Origin of the sequence: Shewanella sp. SM68, assembly GCF_025653925.1 — a bacterium.
GTDB lineage: Bacteria > Pseudomonadota > Gammaproteobacteria > Enterobacterales > Shewanellaceae > Shewanella > Shewanella oncorhynchi.
This window is the reverse complement of record NZ_JAKKRU010000001.1, coordinates 273051-297762: the sequence shown is the minus strand read 5'-3', so window position 1 is coordinate 297762 and position 24712 is coordinate 273051. Positions and strand designations below refer to the sequence as shown.

The 24712-nt window shown below is 44.4% G+C and carries 18 protein-coding genes and 1 pseudogene; 17 read left to right on the top strand and 2 right to left on the bottom strand.

Annotated features, from left to right (window positions below):
• Positions 1-78 precede the first annotated feature (78 nt).
• On the top strand, positions 79-2067 hold the full coding sequence (locus L5M40_RS01320; RefSeq protein WP_131524715.1) for an ATP-dependent DNA helicase RecQ: 1989 nt from the start codon (positions 79-81) through the stop codon (positions 2065-2067).
• Positions 2060-2335: a hypothetical protein gene (locus tag L5M40_RS01315; RefSeq protein WP_028759892.1), complete on the top strand. Its 276-nt coding sequence runs from the start codon at positions 2060-2062 to the stop codon at positions 2333-2335. Before L5M40_RS01320 ends, L5M40_RS01315 begins: the two co-directional genes overlap by 8 nt.
• Positions 2336-2421: 86 nt before the next feature.
• Here the strand turns inward: L5M40_RS01315 and eco are convergent, their stop codons facing one another.
• A complete protein-coding gene (gene eco / locus L5M40_RS01310) occupies positions 2422-2973 on the bottom strand; it encodes a serine protease inhibitor ecotin (protein ID WP_028759893.1) in 552 nt (183 codons plus the stop codon).
• A gap of 641 nt (positions 2974-3614) precedes the next feature.
• Between eco and L5M40_RS01305 the strand changes: the two genes are divergently transcribed.
• The 5 genes from L5M40_RS01305 to L5M40_RS01285 all read left to right on the top strand — a co-directional run bounded on the left by L5M40_RS01305 (position 3615) and on the right by L5M40_RS01285 (position 10761).
• Positions 3615-4865: a cation diffusion facilitator family transporter gene (locus L5M40_RS01305; protein WP_263256185.1), complete on the top strand. Its 1251-nt coding sequence runs from the start codon at positions 3615-3617 to the stop codon at positions 4863-4865.
• A complete protein-coding gene (locus L5M40_RS01300; protein ID WP_028759894.1) occupies positions 4866-5345 on the top strand; it encodes a MarR family winged helix-turn-helix transcriptional regulator in 480 nt (159 codons plus the stop codon). It abuts the gene before it with no gap.
• 211 nt (positions 5346-5556) lie between these two features.
• Positions 5557-7650: a prolyl oligopeptidase family serine peptidase gene (locus L5M40_RS01295; protein ID WP_173244780.1), complete on the top strand. Its 2094-nt coding sequence runs from the start codon at positions 5557-5559 to the stop codon at positions 7648-7650.
• Between the two features lie 268 nt (positions 7651-7918).
• Positions 7919-9544: a phosphoethanolamine transferase gene (locus tag L5M40_RS01290; RefSeq protein ID WP_263177187.1), complete on the top strand. Its 1626-nt coding sequence runs from the start codon at positions 7919-7921 to the stop codon at positions 9542-9544.
• A 188-nt stretch (positions 9545-9732) separates the two neighbouring features.
• A complete protein-coding gene (locus tag L5M40_RS01285; RefSeq protein ID WP_028759897.1) occupies positions 9733-10761 on the top strand; it encodes a GGDEF domain-containing protein in 1029 nt (342 codons plus the stop codon).
• Between the two features lie 132 nt (positions 10762-10893).
• Here L5M40_RS01285 and L5M40_RS01280 read toward each other — a convergent pair whose 3' ends face one another.
• Positions 10894-13599 carry an acetate--CoA ligase family protein gene (locus tag L5M40_RS01280; RefSeq protein ID WP_105252534.1) on the bottom strand — a complete coding sequence of 902 codons (2706 nt, stop codon included), beginning with the start codon at positions 13597-13599 and terminating at the stop codon, positions 10894-10896.
• A gap of 276 nt (positions 13600-13875) precedes the next feature.
• On the opposite strand from L5M40_RS01280, the gene L5M40_RS01275 reads away from it, so the two are divergent.
• The 10 genes and pseudogenes from L5M40_RS01275 to L5M40_RS01230 all read left to right on the top strand — a co-directional run bounded on the left by L5M40_RS01275 (position 13876) and on the right by L5M40_RS01230 (position 24630).
• Positions 13876-15018, top strand: a complete 1143-nt coding sequence (locus tag L5M40_RS01275) for a methyl-accepting chemotaxis protein (protein WP_263177189.1) — start codon at positions 13876-13878, stop codon at positions 15016-15018.
• Between the two features lie 14 nt (positions 15019-15032).
• Positions 15033-15317 carry an STAS domain-containing protein gene (locus L5M40_RS01270; RefSeq protein ID WP_028759900.1) on the top strand — a complete coding sequence of 95 codons (285 nt, stop codon included), beginning with the start codon at positions 15033-15035 and terminating at the stop codon, positions 15315-15317.
• 8 nt (positions 15318-15325) lie between these two features.
• The gene (locus tag L5M40_RS01265) at positions 15326-17059 is read left to right on the top strand and encodes a SpoIIE family protein phosphatase (RefSeq protein ID WP_263177190.1); all 1734 of its coding nucleotides are present in this window, start codon (positions 15326-15328) and stop codon (positions 17057-17059) included.
• 3 nt (positions 17060-17062) lie between these two features.
• Complete coding sequence (locus L5M40_RS01260; protein ID WP_028759902.1) at positions 17063-17428, top strand: response regulator; 366 nt, start codon at positions 17063-17065, stop codon at positions 17426-17428.
• Between the two features lie 17 nt (positions 17429-17445).
• Positions 17446-19599: a chemotaxis protein CheA gene (locus L5M40_RS01255; RefSeq protein WP_263177191.1), complete on the top strand. Its 2154-nt coding sequence runs from the start codon at positions 17446-17448 to the stop codon at positions 19597-19599.
• A 10-nt stretch (positions 19600-19609) separates the two neighbouring features.
• The gene (locus L5M40_RS01250) at positions 19610-20122 is read left to right on the top strand and encodes a chemotaxis protein CheW (RefSeq protein WP_049821692.1); all 513 of its coding nucleotides are present in this window, start codon (positions 19610-19612) and stop codon (positions 20120-20122) included.
• Between the two features lie 5 nt (positions 20123-20127).
• Complete coding sequence (locus L5M40_RS01245) at positions 20128-22125, top strand: methyl-accepting chemotaxis protein (RefSeq protein ID WP_263256183.1); 1998 nt, start codon at positions 20128-20130, stop codon at positions 22123-22125.
• Positions 22126-22970: pseudogene (locus L5M40_RS01240) on the top strand (CheR family methyltransferase).
• Positions 22957-23577, top strand: a complete 621-nt coding sequence (gene cheD, locus L5M40_RS01235) for a chemoreceptor glutamine deamidase CheD (RefSeq protein WP_105252529.1) — start codon at positions 22957-22959, stop codon at positions 23575-23577. The pseudogene L5M40_RS01240 and the gene cheD overlap by 14 nt, the downstream one beginning before the upstream one ends.
• Before the next feature lie 3 nt (positions 23578-23580).
• Entirely contained in the window at positions 23581-24630 is a 1050-nt protein-coding gene (locus tag L5M40_RS01230) for a chemotaxis response regulator protein-glutamate methylesterase (RefSeq protein ID WP_263148274.1), read from the top strand.
• The last annotated feature ends 82 nt before the right edge of the window (positions 24631-24712 follow it).

Here is a 24712-nt window from a genome sequence, read left to right as displayed (position 1 = left end):
ACTCACTTAATGCTGAATCTTTTTCTTGCGGTATGCCCGAATTTTGTGGGTGGTAAGGATAAGTGTAAAGGACGGTTGATGTTCAATCCCATTCCGGAAACCAATCCATACGTTAGTTTATTGCAGCAGGATTTCGGGTTTTCTGAATTTCGTCCTGGTCAAGCGCAAACGATAACACAACTGTTGGCGGGGGAGTCGAGTTTAGCGATTTTTCCGACGGGTTCTGGTAAATCCCTTTGTTATCAATTTACAGCATTGCAGTTACCCCATTTGAGTTTAGTGATTTCGCCTTTACTCGCCTTGATGAAAGATCAGCTGGAATTTTTACAATCTAAGGGAATTCATGCGGCCAGCATAGATTCAACCTTAAGCGCCGAGCAGAGTCAGCAAGTGATGGCTGATGCGCGCTCTGGCAAGCTGAAAATCTTGATGGTGTCGGTGGAACGTTTCAAAAATGAACGTTTTCGGCAATTTATTCAATCGGTTCCGCTGTCCATGCTGGTCGTCGATGAGGCGCATTGTATTTCAGAGTGGGGCCATAATTTTCGGCCCGATTATCTTAAATTGCCCGACTATCGGCGCGAGCTTGAGATCCCGCTGGTACTGTTATTGACGGCCACAGCAACACGTAAAGTGAAACTGGATATGGCCAAGCGCTTTGATATTGCGCCTGAACACATAGTGCAAACGGGATTTTATCGACCCAATTTAGATTTGACTGTTCTGCCTGTATCAACGCAAGAGAAGAATGCCTTACTGGTTAACCAGATTGCATCATTCTCAGGTGCCGGCATTGTGTATGTGACTTTGCAGCAAACCGCCGAAACGGTCGCACGACTCTTGAGCCAACAAGGTATAGTCGCCAGTGCCTATCATGCTGGATTTGAAGATGAAAAACGTCAACAAATTCAAAATGATTTTATGCAGGATAAGCTGCAAGTGGTGGTGGCAACCATCGCTTTTGGCATGGGAATCGATAAGAGCAATATTCGTTTTGTGATCCACTACGATTTGCCTAAATCCATTGAAAACTACAGCCAAGAAATCGGCAGAGCAGGGCGTGATGGTGCGTTATCCCATTGTGTCACTTTGGCCAATCTTGACGGGCTCAATACCGTTGAGAATTTTGTGTATGGCGATACGCCGGAGCGAGAAGGTATAGCGCAAGTCATTGAAGCAATTCGACTTGAACAAGATTCTGCTCAGTGGGAATGTCAGCTTAATGGCGTGTCGACGGCGAGTAATATTCGCCAGTTGCCGTTAAAAACGTTACTTGTGCAGCTAGAAATTCTAGGTGTGGTTAAGCCGTTATTTGCTTACTACGCCGATGTTAATTACAAATTTTTAGTGGATAAACATGTCATTCTGAGCCGCTTTAATCCAGAGCGGCAGGCGTTTTTGACGCAAATTTTTAATCATACGCAGATGAAGAAAATATGGGGCGCGTTAGATTTTGATGCCTTGTACAGTGCGACGGGCCATGAACGCAGTCGCGTGTTGGCCGCGCTGGAATATTTAGCTGAACATCAGTTGATTGAATTAGAAACCAAACGAATTACCGATGTGTATCGGGTGGATGTTGCCGCATTAGCGCGTCCGGAACTCATCGATGAGCTGTACCATTATTTTATCGATAAAGAGCAGAAAGAAATTGCGCGAATAGCGCAATTAGTCCGCTTTTTTGAACTTGAGACGTGCTTAAGCCACAATTTATCCCGTTATTTTGATGATAATGAGACGCCGGCTATCTGCGGTCATTGCAGTGTCTGCCGTGGTCATTTCGCTAAGTTGAGTTATTCGACGGAACCTACTTGGCCGACAGATCAGCAGATATTGGCTGATTTACATGAATTGAAGCACCATTTAACGGCCAAAGGCATAGATGCTTTATCACTTGATACCTATTGTCGTTGCCTCGCTGGTATGTCAGTTCCTTTGGTGAGTCGTTTTCAAGTGCGTAAGTTGAGTGGTTTCGGCCGCTGTGAAAAATTGAGATATGCTGAAATTAAACAGAAAGTTGAGTCACTGTTGTCGCAACTAGATGATAAAAGAGTTGAACATGAATAAGGCCGTAAAAAAGATGTTAGCCACCCATGAACATTTGGTTCACTCTGAAGGTGTGACTGTGGTTTCGCATATGCAAAGGGAAAAGGCGGAGTGGATACAACATACTGTTATGATTGAAGATTGTGACGTGCCGTTTAAATTTAGACGAGTCAAAAAGTATCGTAATCTGCAAGGGCAAAAGATCAATGTCATCTATTACCCAGAGACAGAAACTGTGGCAGGTTTTGAAATAGAAATTATGCAAGTCGTTAGAATCAAACGATTCTAGTTAATGCGCTTCGAGTCTTTGCTTTTATCAATCAGCAAAGACTCGAAGCGCATTTGATTGATGACGCAAGAGTTAAATTCGGCTATTTACTTGGAATATTGATAGGTTGAATCTACTTTCCAAGTTCTGAAACGCAGTTCAGCGCCTTCTGGTAGATAAAACACCTTAGGCAAGCGACTGTCATAGCGCATTTTTAGTTCACCCGGAATACGTACAAAAGCTTCTTTCTTCGCCAATTCGAAACAGGCCATCATAGTGCTTGGGCCTTCAGCGATTTCATCCACTTGATAGTAGTTATAACCCCAACCTTGCACTGTCAGTTCCTTCAATTCCCCGTTTAATCCATGCTTATTGCAATCAACCATTTGAGTCTGACCAATTTGGATTTCGACCATGTAGTCATCTTCGTTTTCTAATTTAGGTAAACTTAAAATGTGCTGCACCATACCTGCTGCCGGAGCAGGGAACATCTTAGTGGCTTCCTGTGCGCTGTAATCTTTTGGATCGAAACGTTGAATACTGATCATAGGCGCATTTAACCCTGTTGGATGTGGTGGGCTCACCGCCGCGGCATTGAATGACAATAGTGCAAATGCAAGGGGAACAGTGCTAACGCTAAATAAGGTCTTCAATTTCATTTTGTTTCTCCTAATCGAACTGAATTGATGTCGATAAATTTGTCTGTGTTCTGCTCCCTATAAACGCAGCAGAGGTAAAAAAGGGTTAAATTATTCAATAAAAAATCGATTTTTTATTCAAATAATCTTTATCAATCTGGATAATAAGGGTTAATTACACTTTCCAATGACTTATTTTGTTAAGTTCGCAGCTATTTCAATTCTTTGCTGTGGCTGTTTTATGACTCATATCATGCGAAAAATATACGAAATAGCCTAGATAAAAACCTTAAAACTTGGATTTCAACTTGCACTGAAAAGCCACCGCTGTGTCTGTCTATAACTGCATAAGGCTGTAATAAAGCCAATCTAACTCAGCTATGTGAGCTGTTTTTACTCATAAATCAAGCGCTAATCCATTAAACCTTGCCTGATATCCTTTGCCTAGTCTAGCTGCCTATCTTAATTTACATATCAGTGTCTCGACTGATGGCAGGAGGGCTGATGCATTATGGGGATTCAAATACACGTTTAAAAGTTTGAAAACAGTATATCTTGATAAATAGTTAATTTGATCTTCATATATTTTGATTTTCAAACTATAATTCAAGCGACGAGTTTTTCACCATTAATAGCGATAGAAATGGAACAGGGGCCATACAATGAAATCAATGACAGCCGAGCAAGCGACAGGGCATCAAGCTACTACGGGAAGCCGCCAAGGGCACTCACTCGCCCAGTGGCAGCACGCCCATGAGTTTTCGAGTCAGAACCGCGATGGCGAGAAGAACACTCGCTATGTACTGTATTTAACCGTGATCACTATGGTGGCTGAAATTGCTGCCGGAACCATCTACGGTTCTATGGCACTGCTCGCCGACGGTTGGCACATGGGAACCCATGCCGCGGCCTTTATGATCACTTTATTCGCCTATTCGTATGCCCGTAAACACGCTAACGATCCTGCATTTGCTTTCGGTACTGGCAAAGTGAGTGTGCTTGGCGGTTATACCAGCGCAATAGCGCTAGGACTTGTGGCACTGGTGATGTTGATTGAATCGGGAATGCGACTGATTAATCCTGAGCAAATCCATTTTAACGAAGCCATATTTGTGGCTGTCATAGGTTTGAGCGTTAATGTGCTGAGTGTATTTTTACTCAAAGATCACCATACCCACGACCATGGGCACACTCATGGTCATAGTCACGATCATGGACATCAAGATGATCATGAAGACGAGCATGCTCATCACAGCTGCGAAGCACACTCCTCTCATGACGATCACGTCCATACGGCTCATTCACATGGTGCGGGTCCACATACACATGATGACTCACATGTACACGATGAAAGTCATCAAGATCATAGCCATTGCCATCATAAACAGGAGCACCATGCTGCTGAGCATGAGCATGAGCATGAGCATGAGCATGAGCATGAGAGTCAGAAGGCACACGGTGGTCATGATCACAACCTACGCGCCGCCTATTTTCACGTATTAGCCGATGCGTTAACGTCAGTGCTCGCCATTGCGGCCTTGTTGTTTGGTAAATACATGGGACTGACTTGGCTCGATCCGGTTATGGGTATAGTGGGTGCTGTGATTATTAGCCGTTGGTCATGGGGACTCATTCAGCAAACGAGTCCTATCTTACTTGACGGTGGTGTTAAAGCGTCATTACAGCGTAAAGTTGTAGAAACCCTTGAGGCCGTACCGGATCATCAAGTGGCCGATTTACATCTTTGGCGAGTGAGTGCCGATCACCATGCTATTATGGTGTCTATCGTGTCCCATTCACCGAAAGATGTCAGTTATTTTAACCTGTTACTGTCACAATTTCCTGAATTGGCCCATATCACTATTGAACTCCATACTTGCCGTCAGCGCGAGTGTATGGCTAAGGAAGCCTAAATGACTGTTGAACATCATCATTCATCAAACCTGAATTCAACGACTGCTCATTCAACGGCCGCACATTCAACAGATCATGCATTAAATCATGTGATTATTGAATTTTACGAAAAGCTGTCGTCTTGGGAACACGCCATTGTGCGTGACAAAGGTTTTAGCCTATCGCAGGTGCACACCATTGAGTTACTCGGCGTGCACGGCGCTATGAGGATGAAAGAACTGGCGGATAAAATTGGTGTCACAACAGGTACACTAACGGTTCAAATTGACAAAATGGTTGAAGCTGAGTGGGTTGTACGTCGTCCCCATGAAACCGATCGTCGTTCGATTCTGGTGGAGTTAACCGAAAAGGGCCAAACTTTGTTCCTCGAACATGATGCATTACATCTACAACTCACTACAGATCTCACCGCTAAAATGAGCAGTGAGGAACGAATCGTACTGCTCAATTTGTTGTCTCGTATGAATAACGAGTTTTAATTTACCCTATTTCATCCACTAAAAAGCGTCCCTCGTGGACGCTTTTTTATAGCATGACATTTTTAAAAACGCGATTCATTCTAGATTAATCATCTGCTATTACAGTACCTTACCTTTTGTTACATTCTTGTTGGATTAATAGTTGAACTGGATATTAATTAAGGTAATGTAAGGGCAGATCTCAAGATGGACTTTGTTTAAAAGGAATAGAATGAATAATAAATTACTGCCTTGGTGCATTGCAGGAGTGCTCGGTATGAGCGGTCAACTTCACGCAGAAGAAGATAAATACATTTGGTTAGAAGATGTTGAAGGCGCAAAGCCGATGGAATGGGTGAAAACCCAAAATGCTGCATCTGCCGCCGAAATTAAAGCGTTTAAAGGTTTTGATACCTTAGTGGCGAACAGTCTCGCCATCCTGAACGATAAAGAACGCATTCCCTACGCGACCCACATTGGCGACAAGTTATACAACTTTTGGAAGGATGACACCCATGTGCGCGGTATTTACCGCCGTACTACCATGGAAGAATATGCTAAACCCGATCCCAAATGGGAGACTGTGCTTGATATCGATGCCTTAGGTAAAGCTGAATCCGTCAATTGGGTATTTAAGGATATTAGCTGTCAGTATCCCGAAAATGAGCGCTGTTTTGTCTCACTTTCCCGCGGCGGTGCCGATGCGGTGGAAGTGCGAGAATTTAATTTAAATACTAAATCCTTTGTTGCCACCAAAGATAAGCCATTCTTTTTAAAAGAAGCCAAATCAAGTCTGAGCTGGATAGATAAAGACCACGCCTTTGTCGGTACTGATTTTGGTGATGGTCAAAGCATGACTGACTCAGGTTATCCACGGGAGGTGAAACTCTGGCAACGTGGTACAGCACTCGAGCAAGCGAAACCGATTTTCACTGGTGACAAAACCTCAGTCGCAGTATCAGGCTGGGTTTTATTCGATGATAAAACGCCGCTGAGTTTAGTCACTGAGGCACATACTTTTTATACCGCCAGCCAATATGTCTATCAAGATGGCAAACTCATAGGGTTGCCATTACCTCAAGATGCTGAGATTAAAGGTTATTTTAAAGGTAAGTTATTTATTGAGTTAAAGAGCGATTTAACCAACAAAGACGGTAACTTTAAGCAAGGCGCGGTCGTGTATGCCGATGTGGCGGATCTTATCGCCCAAAAAGCCAAATTCAGTTTATTTGTGAGCCCGACTCAGACCGCATCGATAGCGCAGCTTAGTTTTAGTAAGAGTGCGATTTTCGTGAATTGGCTCGATAATGTGAAAAGCAAATTAGTGCGGTATGAGCAAGACGAAAAGGGCGCTTGGCAAAGCACCCAAGTCCCATTCGAAGCGAATGGCGCCCTGACGGTAATGGACGTTGAGCAAGACAGTGATGATTTTTTCGTGAATTACACCAGTTTTCTTGAGCCTTCAAGCCTCTATACGGTTAATGCAAAAACCTTAAATCCGAAGAAAATTAAAGGTATGCCGCAACAGTTTGCTGCGGATAAGTTTAAAACTGAGCAATACTTTGCGACGTCTAAAGATGGCACTAAAGTACCGTACTTTGTGGTGATGGCTAAGGATCTTAAGTTAGATGGCACTAATCCTACGCTACTTTATGGCTACGGTGGGTTTGAAGTCTCACTGCGTCCATCCTATTCGGCCACCATTGGTAAGAATTGGTTAGAGCAGGGCGGCGTATATGTGTTATCTAACATTCGTGGCGGTGGCGAATATGGCCCAGCTTGGCATCAAGCGGCGTTAAAGCAAAATCGACATAAAGCCTATGAGGATTTCGAGGCAATAGCGGAAGATTTGATTGCCCGTAAAATCACGTCAAGCAAACATTTAGGCATCCAAGGTGGCAGCAACGGTGGCCTGTTAATGGGGGCGGCATTTACCCGCAGGCCTGATCTGTACAACGCTGTCGTGTGCCAAGTACCTCTGCTTGACATGTTTAGATTCAATAAGTTACTCGCCGGTGCCAGCTGGATGGGCGAATATGGTAATCCGGATATTCCTGAGGAATGGGCTTACATTAAAACGTACTCTCCGTACCATAATCTGCATAAAGACGTGCATTATCCAAAGGTCTTTTTCACCACATCGACCCGTGATGATAGGGTTCACCCAGGTCACGCCCGTAAGATGGTTGCTAAGATGAAAGACATGGGAATTGATGTCTTGTACTACGAAAATATTGAAGGTGGCCACGCCGGCGCTGCAGATAATAATCAAGCTGCGGAACTTAATTCAATGGCGTTTGCCTACTTATTACAGCAATTAAGATAATTACCGCTGGGTTAGCATGAATTGTTAACTCTTCACTGGTAAAACCGAGCAAGACCCTAATAGGTTGGGGAGCAGAAAACGGTCGAACTTATTGAGGTTCGGCCGTTTTTTTAAGTTTATTATTTAATGTTAACAATACCCACAGATAATTTGAGCCATTGCCGAGAGCTTGCTACTATTGCGAAAAAATTTCACTGTCAAAGGCTAAGACTACCTTAAGAATACTAAGTTATTCTCGACAAACAACTAATTTGAGTGAGAGCTATCAGTGTTAGCAAGATTTAAGACTCTATCGGTGAATCGATTCACTTTTATCACAGCGTTATTTTACGTCTGTATTTTCAATATCCCATTGTTTGGCATCATTAAGAAAGGCATTGAAAAACAACCTGATGTCGATCCTATCTTCATCGCTACAGTGCCGTTGTTTTTAACCTTTGCACTCAGTTTTGTATTTTCCTTATTTACGGTGAAGTATCTCGTTAAACCGTTTTTCATCTTACTCACCTTGTTATCATCGAGTGTGTTCTTCGCTGCCTACCAATACAATGTCGTCTTCGATTACGGCATGATAGAAAACACTTTTCAAACCAATCATGCCGAAGCGTTCATGTATGTGAATTTTGCTTCGATAATGAATATGTTACTGACTGGGATTTTACCCGCGTACCTTATCTATAAAGCGGATATTCAGTACAAACCTTTCCTAAAAGAACTACTGCATAAAGTGCTTTTTATGCTGGCGATGTTGGCGGGACTGGGCATTATTGCTTTCTTCTATTTTCAAGATTACGCGGCCTTTGGCCGTAACAACGACGAGCTAAAACGTTACATCGTGCCGACATATTTTATCGGTGCTGTGTCTAAGTACATCAATGTGCAGTACTTGCAAACGCCAATGGAATATCAGCAACTTGGCCTCGATGCAAAAAATGTCAGTGCCAACTCAAATGGTAAACCGAATTTATTAGTCCTCGTCGTGGGGGAAACCGCGCGTTCAATGAGTTATCAGTATTATGGCTACGACAAGCCAACCAACGCCCATACCCAAGACCAAGGATTAATAGTCTTTAAAGATACCCATTCATGTGGCACGGCAACGGCGGTATCTTTGCCTTGCATGTTTTCTCGCATGGGACGGGAAGATTACGATTCACGCCGTGCCTATGCTCAAGACACCGCCGTTGATGTGTTGGATCATGGTGGTATTAAAGTGCAGTGGTTTGACAATGATTCTGGCTGTAAAGGGGTGTGTGACCAAGTTGAAAACATAACCATTGATTTGAACAGTGATCCTCAGTTGTGCACTGGCCAATATTGTTTCGATCAAGTGTTACTGAACAAATTAGATGAAGCCTTAGCCAACGCAGAACGCAAAGATACTGTGATTGTATTGCATGTTATTGGTAGTCATGGCCCGACTTATTTCTTACGTTATCCAGCAGAACACCGTAAGTTCACACCGGATTGTCAGCGCAGTGATATACAAAACTGCAGTGAAGATGAGCTGATGAATACCTATGACAATAGTATTTTGTACACTGACTATATTATTAGCGAAGTGGTTAAAAAGTTAGAAAACCAACAAGATAAATTTGATCCAGCCATGTTGTATCTGAGCGATCATGGCGAGTCTTTAGGTGAAAAAGGCATGTATTTACATGGCGCGCCTTACAGTATCGCACCGATTGAGCAGACGAGCATTCCTATGCTTGCTTGGGTGTCAAAAGATTTTAGCAAAGATAATCAATTGGATATGGATTGTTTGGCTGAGCATGCGGCGAAAGGTGGTTTCTCCCATGACAATTTATTCGATAGTCTATTGGGACTAATGAATATCAAAACTGAGGTATATCAGCCTGAATTAGATATCTTTGCTCGCTGCCGCGGTTAATTGTGGACTTAATTGTCGCGAGGTTTAGCTCGTTCTAGTTGGTTCGGTACCGTGATGAGGAAGAGGATGGCAACATCCTCTTTTCTTTTGCTCCCTGTCATAATAATTGATTTCTCCCATATCCAAATCGAATCAGTTGAGTTAACTTAATGTATACAAAAACATAACAAATCTATGGTTCGCGATTTATGTCTTCTACTGCAGAAAATAAAGAACTTGATTCTGCCGCGCAAATTTTGCGTTTGGCCGTGCCGCAAATGTCTGCCCTCGATATTCCTGTTACTCCTGAAAATTACACTGTTTGGTATGAATATTTTGCAGGTACAAATCTCGATTTAAATCGCGCGATTGATGGTTTTTTGGCGAATTCTGTCTCTTTTACCAAGGAAGTTAATACCAGTCTTTATAAAACCTTTATCCAAGAACAGTCACCAGAAGTAATTGAAAATGTTCAGATTGAAACACAAATCTTGATCAATAGCCTGTTGAATAAAATCAGCCAGTTGAGTCAAGGAACCGCGGCATTTTCTGGCTCATTAGCCGAGTTTGGTTTGCGATTACAGACTAATCCCGATATCAATACCTTGAACGAGCTGGTTGATGGTGTGGTCGATGAGATGCAGATGCTACTTATCAACAACCGTGAGATGGAGCAAAGTCTGTGTACCATGGGTCAAGAAGTACAAAATCTTAAGTCGGAAATGGAAAATCTTAGCCTCGCAGCGATGACAGACCAATTAACGTCTCTGCATAATCGCCGCGCCTATGAATTGAGTATTCAGGATCAAATCTACCGTTCACAAGATCACCAGACCCGCTGTAGTCTCTTACTGATTGATATCGATAACTTTAAAGCCTTTAACGACACCTATGGCCATTTGACCGGCGATAAAGTATTGGCCTATGTCGCATTAGCCTTAAAGCAATGTGTGCGTGGGGATGACTTTGTTGCGCGTTATGGCGGCGAAGAATTTGTGGTGGTGCTACCTAACACCCATTTTCACGACGCATTGCAAGTGGCTGAAAATCTGCGTGAACGTATTTCTGAGCGGCGCTTAACGGTAGGGAAAGACAAAAAGCTTTCCCTTGGCGCGATTACTGTCTCGATTGGGATGGCCTCATTGCAACAGGGGGATGATGCTGAAACGCTGTTTAGTCGCGCCGATAAAGCACTGTACCAAGCTAAGTCCGAAGGTCGTAACTGTGTTAGAGGCTGAGAATGTGGGGGCGAGTGTCGATTTTTCAAGGCGTTAAGTATTAGCTAGGTCGTTATTTCGCTAAATAATCATTTACTTAGGATAAAAAAACGCCGCAATGATTTGCGGCGTTTTTGTTCGTCTGGGTAGGTGCTATTGATCACTGGGCGGTTTTAAATCCATGTGCATTTTGATCAAATGCTCCTCCATATCGAAGGTCACTTTAAAACCGAGACTCTTGGCAAGACTGGCCATATTGCGATTCTCAAACATGGTAAAGCCAGTGAGCACGGGCGTGTCGTTGGCCTGATAATATTTGATTAGTTTTTCGAGTAACAACTTACCTAACCCTATACCTTGATGATCGCCACGCACCGCCATGGCAAACTCGGCCTCGGTATTATCAGGGTCAATAGATGCACGCACGGCACCTAAGGTGATGTCATCGCCATCGGGTCCCTTAGCCGTGGCGATAAAGGCCATCTCACGGGCGTAATCGATTTGAGTTAATACCGCCATTTCTTCATGGGTCATTTTCGAGCGCACCCCAAAATAGCGTTTGTATCTGTCTTCATCGGATAGCGAATTATCGAAGGCCAAATGTTTAGGTTCATCTTCGGGCAAAATCGGCCTTAGCATTACCTTAAGGCCATTTTTAAGCTCGGCGAATTCTTCTAATTCCTTCGGATAGGGCATGATGGCCATCCGCGATGAACTGTCGGCATTGGCATCATGCAAACGGATATTCACATCGAGCAGAGTGATGTTTTCACCCGCGGCCAGTACTGGGTTTAAATCTAACGAGGCGATTTCAGGACAATCGATAATAATGTGGGATATTTGTGTTAACATCACGCACAGGGCATTCATGTCTAGACCCAGTGGTAAATGTCTGTCCTTTAACTTATGGGTCTTTAACGCTTGGATCACCATATAACGCGCCAGTGCCATATTCAGGGGAGGCAGGGCAACGGCAGCATCATTGGTAGGGTCCCATTCTGAGCCACCTTCGCCAAGGCAAATCGCCGGACCAAAGACGGGATCGCTTATCACGGCCACGCGGATTTCCTGTGCGCCAGCGGTCAACGCCATTTTCTGCACTATCATGCCTTCAATAATGGCTTCGGGATTGGCTTGATGCACCCTCTGGGTAATCGCATTCGCGGCGTGGCGGATATCTTCAGCCGAGGTTAAATTGAGCATCACTCCGTGCACATCGGACTTATGCAAGATGTTAGGGGATTGCACTTTTAACGCTAAGGGATAGCCCGCTTCATTCGCAATGGCCACCGCTTCATCGGCATCTTTCACAAACCAAGTGTCTATGGTGTTAAGCCCATAAGCACGCAAAATAGGGCTGGCCTCATGGGTTTCCAGTACCGATTTTCCTTTAGCTTGAGCCGCTTGCAGTAATTTGCGCGCCGTGAGGCTATCTGTCGGAATATTATCGGGGATCGATTGCGGCACTTCTTGCAGCAGTTTTTGGTTACGACGGTATTCAACCATGTGCATAAAGGCACCCACAGCACCTTCGGGTGTACGGTAGGTGGATATGCCGCCCTTAGTGAAGCGTTTTCGTGCCTGATAAGCCGAGTCTTCACCGCTCCAGTTCGTCAAAATATTGAGACGATTCTTTTTGGGATGCGCGTGGATCACACTCACCAAAGCATCAGCTATCTCAACACTTTCACCGAGTGCTGAAGGGGAGTGCAAGACCAAAATAGCGTCAAGTTCATTGGAATCCATCAAGATAGTCAAAGCTTTAGCATATCGTGACGCGTTCGCATCACCAATGATATCGATGGGGTTTTGCCTTGACCAAGTATTAGGTAACACGGCTTCTAATTTGGCTATGGTATCTTCTGATAACTCCGCCAGTTTACCGCCGCGCATAATGAGTTCATCCACCGCTAACACCGCGGGGCCGCCACCGTTACTGATAATCCCTAAGCGCTCACCTTGCAGCGGATTGGAATGCGCTAAACTTTCAACCGCGGCAAACAGTTCAATTAAATCGTTAACCCGCAACATACCTGCACGGCGAAACGCCGCTTCATACACGGCATCGTTACCGCCAACACCGCCCGTATGCAATTTTGCGGCGCGGGCACCTTCGGCGCTGCGGCCTGATTTAATCACTAGAATTGGTTTATTGCGTGAAGCGGCTCTAGCAGCCGAGAGGAAATGGCGCTTCTCATTCACCGAGTCGATATAAAGCATGATGGCGCTGGTGCGGCTATCGCGGCCAAGGTAATCGAGCAGTTCGTCAAAGTTAATGTCGGTGGCATCACCGAGGGAGATAAAGGAGGAAAAGCCAATACCTTTGTTATTGGCCCAATCGAGTACCGTTGTACAAATGGCGGCCGATTGAGACACAAAGGCTATTTTGCCCGGTAGGGCGCTGGCGTGGGCTAAGCTGGCGTTTAATCCCAATGGGGGTAATAGCATTCCTAAGCTATTTGGCCCCAGAATGCGCATCCCGTAACGCTTAGCATTTTGCATGGCAAGGTCGAGCAGGCTCACGCCATCTTCGTTAAATTCCTGCGCCATCCCTGCTGCCATAATAATGGCCACCTTACAGCCAAATTGCGCAAGGGTTTCAACGATGGCGGGCACACGGCAAGCGCGGGTACAAATAACCGCTAAATCGGGTTTGATGGGTAAGGCTTCAATATTGGGATAGGCGAGCACGCCCATCACTGCCCGATACTTAGGGGTGACTGGCATGATAGGCCCCGAAAAACCACTCGATAGTAGGTTTTTCATCAGCACATTACCCGCGCGTTTTTCGGTATTCGAAGCGCCGATAATAGCAACGGAAGTCGGTTTAAATAAGGAGTTTAATGTACGTTGACTCATAAGCGATCCCATCCCAATCCATGACGCTTCCAGTGTAACCTAGGGTATGAGGACTGCACAGTTAAGTTTCGGGTTCCATTAAGACAAGTTTATTAGCAAATCATGAATTTACGGTAATTTACTGAGAATTAGCGCTCAATGATGGGGATTTCTATCGCGATAACTGCATTTTCCGCATTGCGACACGTAACAATGTGAATAATTTCACTTTCGTGTTTGAAAATCACCCAATATGAAACTACTTTTTAATCACTGTACAATTATTGTGAAGTCCATATGACATACAAGGATGGGGTCGTTGCGGTGCTAGCGGCAGGCGTTGGATATTCGCTGAGTTTGATAACATTGTGGGCTATTGGTCCGGTTATTTCTGTATTGATGATGTTGCTGTGGCAATTTTATCAGCACCAGCAAATGCAGTCAGTTCAACAGCATGATGATAAGTCCTTCAATAACCAACTTGCCGCAGATTGGCAAGCCCATATCAGTCTGTACCAAGAGTCAATCACGACGCTTAACGGCTGCGAGGCTAACATTGACAGTGTGCTAGCGGTGCAAGGTGACGCAGTCAATTTGCTCGGTGAGTCATTCGATGGTTTAGGGCGGTTAATGACGGAGCAGACAGGATTTATTTCAGCGCTTGTCCAAAGTACGGATGATGCTGAGTTATTCCATTCAGATCAAATGAAGCAATTTGCCAATAATACCTCAATGACGTTAGAGCGTTTTATTCAATCCACCATAGAAATGTCGGCATCAACTATGGAGTTGTTGGAAAAAGTAAATCTCATCTACGAGTCTATGCCTCAAGCGATGAAAGCCTTGCAAGACATAGATCAAATCTCGTCCCAGACTAATTTGCTGGCTTTAAATGCGGCAATTGAAGCGGCGCGGGCGGGTGATGCGGGTAGGGGCTTTGCCGTTGTGGCAGATGAAGTGCGCGCTTTATCTACTCGTAGCGCAGGTTTTAGTGAAAGCATACAAAAACAGCTTAAATCAATTCAAATTCAGATTGAGCAATTAACCGTACACGTGAGTAAAGTCGCCGCTCAAGATATGACTTATATTATTGATGCAAAAAAGGATATAGATACTGCACTAAGGCAGATTATCGTTAAAGCAGAGAAGGATTCTCAAGTGATTGAACGTATCGATTCATCGGCACATGAACTAGAACAAGCCATCTCGGATACTATTCGGGGATTGCAGTTCAGTGATATTACTTCCCAAAGCCTGATTTACACAAATCAGTCCCTAAACCATTTAAAAGAATCGCTCAATCGCGTCACCACTATGTCACAACAGGAGTTTGGCATTAAGGGTGATGACATCACAATACAAATGAGTCGCCGACGTCAGGAGACTCATAATCCCGTTTCAAGGGATCAAATTACCTGTGGTGAAATTGAACTCTTTTAATTAGGGATAACACAATGTCAAATATTAAAGTTATTTCATTGCCAGAGCGCTTTGACTTTTATTACCACAAGAAATTCACCAGTGATTATCAAGATATTTTAACGCTTCCAGAGGTTAACCATATTATTTTAGATTTTAGTCGAGTGCTTTACCTCGATAGTTCTGCTTTAGGCATGATGGTATTGCTGCATCGTAAGGCGCAGGAGTTACATATTTCTACGTCTGTAAAAGGTGCACATGGTCAGGCGAATGAAATCCTTAGTATTGCCAATATGCAGAAAATCTACATCATAGAGTAACACTCATTATGGTATCGCTTACTCAGCCGGAACATTTTATTTTAGTTATCGATGATGACGCTATTGCGAGTCAAAGGATAAGTGACTTTATTCATAGCAAAGGTTACAACGTCATTGTCTGTAGTGATCTAGAAGAAGGTTTATTTGAAATAACGCAAAATACGGTTGATTTAATTCTGATTAACTATTGGTTAAAGGATGGTACCGCACTGGCGTTACTGGACAAGTTAAATAAGGATAAAAAAGAAACACCTGTTATAGTCATGAGCGAGACAAAAGAAAATCAATCCGTATTAGCCTGTTTTAGAATGGGGGTTTTGGATTTTGTTGTTAAACCGATAAATGTTGAAATATTTTGGTACAAGGTTGAATGTTTACTTACCCGGGTGCAACTTCAGCATAAAGTAGAGCATCAAAGAATTGAACTTGAAAAAATGCTTTATGAAAAGGCCCGAGAAGAACACATGGCCCGGCATTTATTTGAGCACTTAGTCAATATTGATAATACTGACTTTGATTTTGTACATACTTATTGCCAAGCCAGTGCCAATTTTAGCGGTGATATTATCCTCAATGGCATAGCGCCTAATGGCAATTTCTTCTTAATTCTCGCCGATTCAACGGGTCATGGCCTGAGTGCAGCCATGCCCATCATGCGTGTTGCCAGCACATTTAGGGCCATGGTTTCAAAGGGATTTTCTTTAGTTACGTTTATTTATGAACTGAATGCTAAGCTCCACCGAGAAAACCCTGAAGACAGATTTGTTGCCTGTATTATTTTAGAAGCCGATTTTAATCGTAATAAATTACATATTTGGAATGGTGGTATGCCCCCCGTGTATATTCAAACGGGGGGGGGTGACTGTTTAACAAACCACAATATTAAAGAAACTGACCATTCTCATTCAGTCAGTAATCAATCCATCGATAAATTTAAATCGACAAATATGGCCCTTGGTATTTTACCTCCGCATACTTTTATAGCGGATATTGTTACGGTTGATTTACCATCCCATGGGCATGCTTGCCTTTTTAGTGATGGTTTAATAGAGCAATATACTCATGACGGCAATCCATTTGGCATTGATAAGTTAAAAGATCTTTTTATCCATTTTTCAGGTGGTTTAATAAAATATTTAGAGAACAATATGCATGAGTACTGTTCTGCTGAAAATATTGCCGATGACATCACAATTTGTACCTTAGATTTTGAACGATTAAACACTTGGCATCAAGATCGTGATGTCAATCGTATTAAAGCCATTATGGATGGTGAGTTCTGCTGGGATGTCAGTATTGCAGGGCCTATGTTACTCAGCGCTGATTATTTAAGTTCATTGAATCAGTTTCTCAGTATATTGGGATTTGCGACCAATTTCTGTCAACGGGTTTTTACTGTTGTCGCAGAGTTATTTAGCAACGCTATTGATCATGGTGTACTAAAATTAGATTCTCGACTAAAAAATGATCCAGAAGGCTTCGAACTGTACCATAGTATTAGGGACAGTTTTGCAGATAGGCTCACGGAAAATGATTGGGTAAAAGTGAGCATCATCTGGCGTTCATCGCAGGATGAATTACATATTAGCGTGGCTGACAGTGGCAAAGGCTTTGAGGGTGATGAAAATTTGATGGCGGACATTCCTCAGTTGTCTGGGCGCGGTCTATCGCTGGTGAAAACATTATCTAAGACATACGAATTAGTACCGCCAGGGAATATAACTAAAGTCATAATGGAATAGCGCATGAGTAAAAGAATATTAATTGTTGATGATTCCGCAGCGATTCGACAAATGGTCGAAGCGACCCTTAAATCGGCTAATTATCAAGTGGTACTGGCCAAAGATGGTCGAGAAGCCCTCGATATCTGTAATGGGCAGAGATTTGACTTCATTCTGACAGACCAAAACATGCCTCGAATGGATGGGCTGACCTTAATTAAATCCTTACGTGCTATGTCGGCATTTATGCGTACGCCGATCATTATGCTCACCACGGAAGCGGGCGATGACATGAAAGCCCAAGGGAAAGCCGCGGGTGCGACGGGATGGATGGTAAAACCCTTTGATCCTCAAAAGTTGTTGGCTATTACGGCTAAAGTGCTGGGTTAACTGCAACGGGGTGCGCTATGTCCATCAATATGGCCGAGTTCCATCAGGTCTTTTTTGAAGAAAGTCATGAACATCTTGAAAATATGGAACAATTGCTATTGGCATTGGACCTTGCTTCTCCCGATCCTGAAGAACTGAACACCATTTTCCGTGCTGCACATTCTATAAAAGGCGGCAGTGGTATTTTTGGTTTTACCGCATTAACCAGTGTCACCCATGTGATGGAAAACCTGCTGGATAAAACGCGTAAGGGTAACTTCCAATTAACGTCATCTATTATCGATTTACTGCTGAGTACTGTGGACACGTTATCCCATATCTTGAGCTTGTACCGCGAAGAAGAGCAGATTGATTGGCAGGAGGTTGAATACAGTAAAAGTCAGTTGGTCGCAGCGTTAAATGGTGAGCCTTTTAGTTCATCAGTTGCGATACGTAATGGTACAGACGCCGCTAGCACTCCCATCATAAATGCAACACTGACCGCACCAGTGGAGGCAGAAGATCTGGGTTTTGGATTTTTTGAAGATGAAATGGCATGTGATATTGCCATCGAAGGTGAAGACTTTGGATTTTTTGATGAGGCTTATCAAGCGGAAGACATCAGCGCTGACAGTGCGATAAATAATAAAGAGCGTAATGCTGATCTGTGTGATGTGACAATTGACGATGATGAGTTAGGCTTTGGTTTTTTTGAAGCATTAACGCCAGAATCCTTCGCCAATGAAATCGAGTTATTAAGTTCGAAACCGCTAGTGCAGAAGGTTTATAAGCCAGCGACCACTCGAGCACATCAAGCCAAGGAAACTGGAAGTAGCCAATCCAAAAACACCTTATTTAAAGCCAAAGCGACTGAGCCCACCGTACCTGATTCAACCCTGCTCACGAGTCCTTCTGTGAAAGCAAGCTCGCCTGCAATACTGAGTTCAAACGCAACATCAAACTCATCCGTTGCCCCAAAGCCCAATACCACAGAGGTGAAAACAGCGACTAAAAAATCAGCAACGCCGGCTCAGGATGCCACCTTAAGGGTCGAAACCTCTAAGATAGATACTTTGGTTAATCTCGCGGGCGAGCTGGTGATCACTCAGTCTATGTTGACCCTCATTGGTAACGAGATGACGGGCGATTTAGGTGAGCGACTCAAGACCGCACTCAATGAATTGGAACGTAATACCCGTGAAATGCAAGAGGCAGTGATGTCGGTGCGTATGCTGCCGGTATCTTTTGTGTTTAACCGTTTCAACCGTTTAGTGAGGGACCTTTCTGAGCAACTGGGTAAAAACGTCAATCTCGTGATTGAAGGTGGCAACACAGAAATTGATAAGGGAATGATTGAAAAGCTCGTCGATCCGCTGACCCACTTAGTGCGCAATAGTTTAGATCACGGTATCGAAAAACCTGAAAAACGGCTCGCAGCGGGTAAATCCGAAGTGGGCGTGTTATCCCTTAAAGCCAGTCAAAGGGGCGGTAATATCGTTATCGCTGTGCACGATAACGGTGCAGGTTTACACCGTGAGCGCATTATTCAAAAGGCGCGGGAAAACGGTTTGCAAGTGGCTGATAACAGTAGCGACAAGCAAATTTGGCAATTGATTTTTGCCGCAGGATTTTCAACCGCGGAGGAAGTCACTGATGTGTCAGGCCGTGGTGTTGGTATGGATGTGGTGCGCCGTAATATTGAAGCCTTAGGTGGACGCATTGATATTGAGTCCACTGAGGGCCAAGGCTCAACCTTTGAAATCCAGTTGCCACTCACGCTCGCCATTGTCGATGGTATGACGGTTTCTGTGGGAAATCAGATCTACATTCTGCCCTTAGTGCACATCATAGAATCTATTCAGCCGCAAACGGAACAACTTAAATTTCTCGCCAAAGAAAGACTCTTAAAAGTACGTGAAGAGTACTTACCTCTGCTCAATCTTTATCAGCTGATGGAAATTGAGCCCAATGCTAAGAGCCCAGAAGAGGGCATAGTCGTATTGCTCGAAAGCAACCACAAGCGCTTTGGCCTGTGCGTTGATGCCTTAGTTGGCCAGCAGCAAGTGGTGATTAAAAGTCTTGAAAAACATTATCGCAGGATCCCCGGAGTTTCCGGCGCCACCATCATGGGCGATGGCAGCGTCGCGTTGATCCTCGATGTCGAATCGCTCGCTCTGCACATTAAAAATTAAGGAAATAGCCATGGAGAGTCGATCAACTATGACCGCCAAAGTGGAATACAACGCCCATGATGAGGTGGAGTTTTTAAGCTTTATGTTAGGCGAAGAGCACTATGCCCTCGACATTATGTCCGTCAAAGAAATTCGCGGTTATGAGTCGGTCACTAAAATCGCCAACGCCCCTAGCTTTATAAAAGGCGTGATTAATTTGCGCGGTGACATAGTGCCCATAGTGGATTTACGTATGAAATTTGCTGTTGGAACCGCCACTTATAACGAGTTCACTATTGTTATTATGCTCAATGTGTTTGAACGTATAGTCGGCATAGTGGTCGATGCCGTCTCCGATGTGATTAAGCTGTCGGCGGAGGAAATCTTACCTGCCCCAGAATTTGGAGTGGCGTTCGATAGCCGCTACCTCAAAGGCTTAGCCACGGTCGAGGATAAGATGATCATTTTAGTAAATATTCAGGCTCTGATCAGCAGTGATGAGCTGGGTCTAATTGATGCAAATAGTCTGACTGATCAGGAGTAACAATAATGAGTATCTTCAAATTTTTTGGCAATGATGAGGCGCGTGAGCAAAGGGATGAAGAGCGTCAGCGCTATTTTCAGCTACTTGATAACAGTGGCAACAGCTTTATGATCGCTGACAGTCAGCGCAATATTATTTATGCGAATAAAGCCGTCGTCCGTTTACTGCAAGAGGCAGAGGACGATATTCGTAAAGAGTTACCTCAGTTCTCGGTTGCCAAACTGATCGGCAGTAATATCGACATTTTCCTTAAAAATCCTGCACATCAGCGTAATTTATTAGAGCGTCTAACCCAATCCCATACCGCGCAAATCACCATAGGCAAACGTACCTTTAGGTTGATTTTGACGCCGATTATCACGGCTGAAAATAAGCATTTAGGCACAGGTGTTGAGTGGATAGACCGTACCGAAAGTATCGAAGCCGAGCGAGCAACCCAACGCATCCTCGAAGCGCTCAATAATACCAGTACCAACGTTATGATCGCCGATGCTAACCGTACGATCATTTATATGAATCGCTCGGTCGAAACTATGTTGCGCCATTCTGAAAGTGAGATCAGACAAGCCTTACCGCATTTTTCTGTGGATAAAATCCTCGGCAGCTCGATGGATATCTTCCACCGCAATCCTGCTCACCAAGCAAGTTTACTCGATAAATTAGACCGTAAATATGAATCGCTTATTAAGGTCGCGAGTTGCCATTTTCGCTTAACCGCCAGCCCGATTGTGTCTAAAGAAGGTGAGCGCTTAGGGACTGTTGTTGAGTGGCTCGACCGCACCATTGAAGTCCAAACCGAGCAGGAAATTTCCCGCATAGTCACAGCCGCAGCTGCGGGTGATTTCTCCCAAAGGGCGGAAACAGATGGCAAGCAAGGTTTCTTTTTAATGCTGGCGAACAATTTAAATTCGTTAATTGAAACCTCGGAACGTGGATTGCAAGATGTGGCGCGGGTACTGATGGCGCTAGCGGATGGCGATCTTACCACTCGCATTTATAACGACTATGAAGGCACCTTTGATGATTTGAAAAATTACTCAAATCAAACTGCTGAAAAGTTATCCTTCATGATCCAAGATATTCAACGAGCCGCGGATACCATCAATACCGCTTCGGCAGAAATAGCTCAAGGCAACGCTGATTTATCCAGCCGCACCGAAGAGCAAGCTTCGAGCCTAGAGCAAACCTCGGCCAGCATGGAGGAACTCACAGGTACAGTGAAACTCAATGCGGATAATGCCAGTCAAGCCAATGCCTTAGCCTCTAAAGCGGCTGAAGTCGCAGTGGATGGCGGTGAGCTTATCCAGCAAGTTGTCCAGACCATGGCATCGATTAATGAATCGGCGCGTAAGATTGCCGACATTATTGGTGTTATCGATGGTATTGCTTTCCAGACCAATATCTTAGCGCTCAATGCTGCGGTTGAAGCTGCGCGGGCGGGTGAGCAAGGCCGTGGCTTTGCTGTAGTCGCATCAGAAGTGCGCAGCTTAGCCCAACGCTCGGCCAATGCCGCTAAAGATATCAAGGCATTGATATCGGATTCCGTGTCTAAAATCGAGAGTGGCAACAGCCTTGTCGGTAAGTCCGGCGATACCATGAAGGAAATCGTCATCGCTATTAAACGGGTGAACGACATCATGGCGGAAATTGCCTCAGCCTCTAATGAGCAGGCCATCGGTATCGATGAGATCAGCAAAGCCGTAGTGCAAATGGATGAAATGACGCAACAAAATGCGGCATTGGTTGAAGAAGCGGCCGCTGCAGCGGAAAGCATGCAATCCCAAGCGCAGCAACTCTCAGACAGTGTCGCCAGTTTTCGCGTGGACGACGAAGATGAAGCCCCAAGACGCAGCAACGCGAGATTAGCGGCGCCCAAAGCGAAGGCGATGAAACCCATCAAACAGCAGCTTCAACCTATGGCAAGAGCCAGAGTGACAGAGAAACCTAAAACCAATGCGATGAAGCCCATGAAGCAAGATCAAGATGAATGGGAAGAATTTTAATTGAGTGAAAACAAACCATTGGAACGAGAGTTTGCCTATACCTCGGTGCACTTTAATACCGCGAGGACGACGCTGTACCGCTTAGCGGGGATCAAACTCGCCGATAGCAAGGATGCTATGGTGTATAGCCGTTTAGTGCGACGGATCAGAACATTGAAATTAGCCGGTTTTTCGGCTTATTTTGAGTATCTGCTAAGCCATGAAAACGAACACCAAGAATTTATCAATGCGTTAACCACGAATCAAACAGCATTTTTTCGGGAGCCGCATCACTTTGAGGTGTTAAAACAGTATTTAATCAATAACCCTGACGCTCGCAGGATCTGGTGTGCGGCCAGTAGCACAGGGGAAGAACCTTACTCGATTGCGATTGTCGTCGCTGAACATTTCAACAGTTTTAAAACGCCTATCGAGATCATTGCTTCCGATATCGACAGCGGCGTGCTTAAAAAGGCTGAAATGGGCATTTATCCTTTAGAGCGTATCGATACTGTCAGCGATATTCGCAAGAAACGGTTTTTCACCGTGGAAGGGGTTCACAGTTGGGCAATGTGCGCGTTGTGCCCGAATTAAAGCAGATGCTCAAGTTTACCCGCATCAATTTACTCGATTCTTTTTGGCCGCTAAAAACGCCAATCGATGTGATTTTTTGCCGTAATGTAATGATTTATTTCGATAAAGAAACGCAGGAAGTCATATTAAAACACATGATGAACTCCCTTAGCGAGGATGGGCTTTATATTGCGGGACATTCGGAAAATTTTAATATGTTCCCGCAAATCATCACTGCCGTTGGTCAAACAACCTATCGGCCAGTGAAGGGGCTCATGAGTGCTAAAACCTAATATCGAATATGCTATTGCAGAGCCGAATCGCTATCACGATCATCATTTTGGTTGCGATGCGGTAAAAATATTACCCGGCGAGTATTTTGCGACCCGTGAAGATACCATGATAGTGACAGTGTTAGGCTCCTGTGTGTCAGTGTGCTTGTATGATCCTAAGCTCAAAATTGGCGGAATGAATCACTTTTTATTGCCAAGTGACAATAGCAATTGTACTGGGGTGCTCGCCGATTCTGCCCGTTACGGCGTGTATGCCATGGAGTTGTTAATCAACGACTTACTCAAGCTTGGCGCACAGCGCAACTCACTCGAAGCTAAGGTGTTTGGGGGCGGTAATATGTTACGCAGCTTTACTGTGCATAACATTGGTGAGCGTAATGCTGAGTTTGTGATTGAATATCTCAATCTTGAAAATATCCCTATCGTTGCTGCCGATTTACTCGATGTATATCCGCGCAAAGTGTATTTTTTCCCCCATTCGGGAAAAGTGAAAGTCCGCAAAATTAAATCCATGCATAACAGTACAATTCTTGACAGGGAAAGTGAGTACCGTTTACGGGTTCGTAATTTACCTTCGGGCGGCGACGTTGAACTATTTGGTGATTAAGTTATGACGATCAAAGTGTTAGTTGTTGACGATTCTGCGCTAATGCGCAGCTTGCTCGGTAAAATGATTGAGGCTGACTCTGAACTGTCTCTGGTTGGGCTTGCTGCCGATGCCTACGAGGCCAAAGATCTGGTGAACCAATTTCGCCCCGATGTGATTACCTTAGACATCGAAATGCCCAAAGTAGACGGTTTAACATTTTTGGATCGCTTGATGAAAGCCAGACCCACTGCAGTAGTGATGATTTCATCGTTAACCGAGCAGGGCGCTGATGCGACCTTTAATGCCTTGGCCTTAGGCGCGGTGGATTTTATCCCTAAACCGAAATTAGACTCGCCCCAAGGTATTCATGATTATCAGGATTTGATTTTAGATAAGATCAAATCTGCCGCGAAAGCCAAAATCATCAAGCCGCAGAAATTTGTTGAGCCAGTACGCCCTGTTTCAAGTAAGCGGCCAATATTGGCCAATACAACCCTGACACAGCATTTAGTCGCGATAGGCGCATCTACTGGCGGTACTGAAGCCATTCTTTATGTATTACAACATTTACCCGCGGCTATGCCGCCGATAGTGATCACCCAACATATGCCAGCGGGGTTTACCCGCACTTTTGCGGAACGTTTAAATCGACAGTCACGGATTACTGTCAAAGAAGCCGAGCATGGGGAACGACTCTTACCCAGTTATGCCTATGTTGCCCCTGGCGATCATCACCTTGAGATCATCAAAGTGGGTGGTAGTTATAAAGTTAAATTAACCCAAGATGAAAAGGTCAGTGGCCACAGACCTTCGGTCGATGTGATGTTTACGGCCTTGGCCCAATGTGCCGCGCCCAATATGAGCGCGATGATTTTAACCGGTATGGGCAAAGATGGCGCCGAAGGCATGGTGGCGTTACACCAAAAAGGCGTCACTACATTTGCCCAAGATGAACAAAGTTGTGTGGTATTTGGCATGCCACGAGAAGCAATAAAGTGCCGTGCAGTAGATTATGTAGTGGAGTTATCGCAGATGCCGAGCAAGCTCATTAACCATTTAAGCTCACTGTGACCGCCCACGCTGAGTGGGATTAAAAAGTAACGAATAGAACGTGAGTCTCGCAGGAAGAGCATTACGCCGAACTGATTTGTGC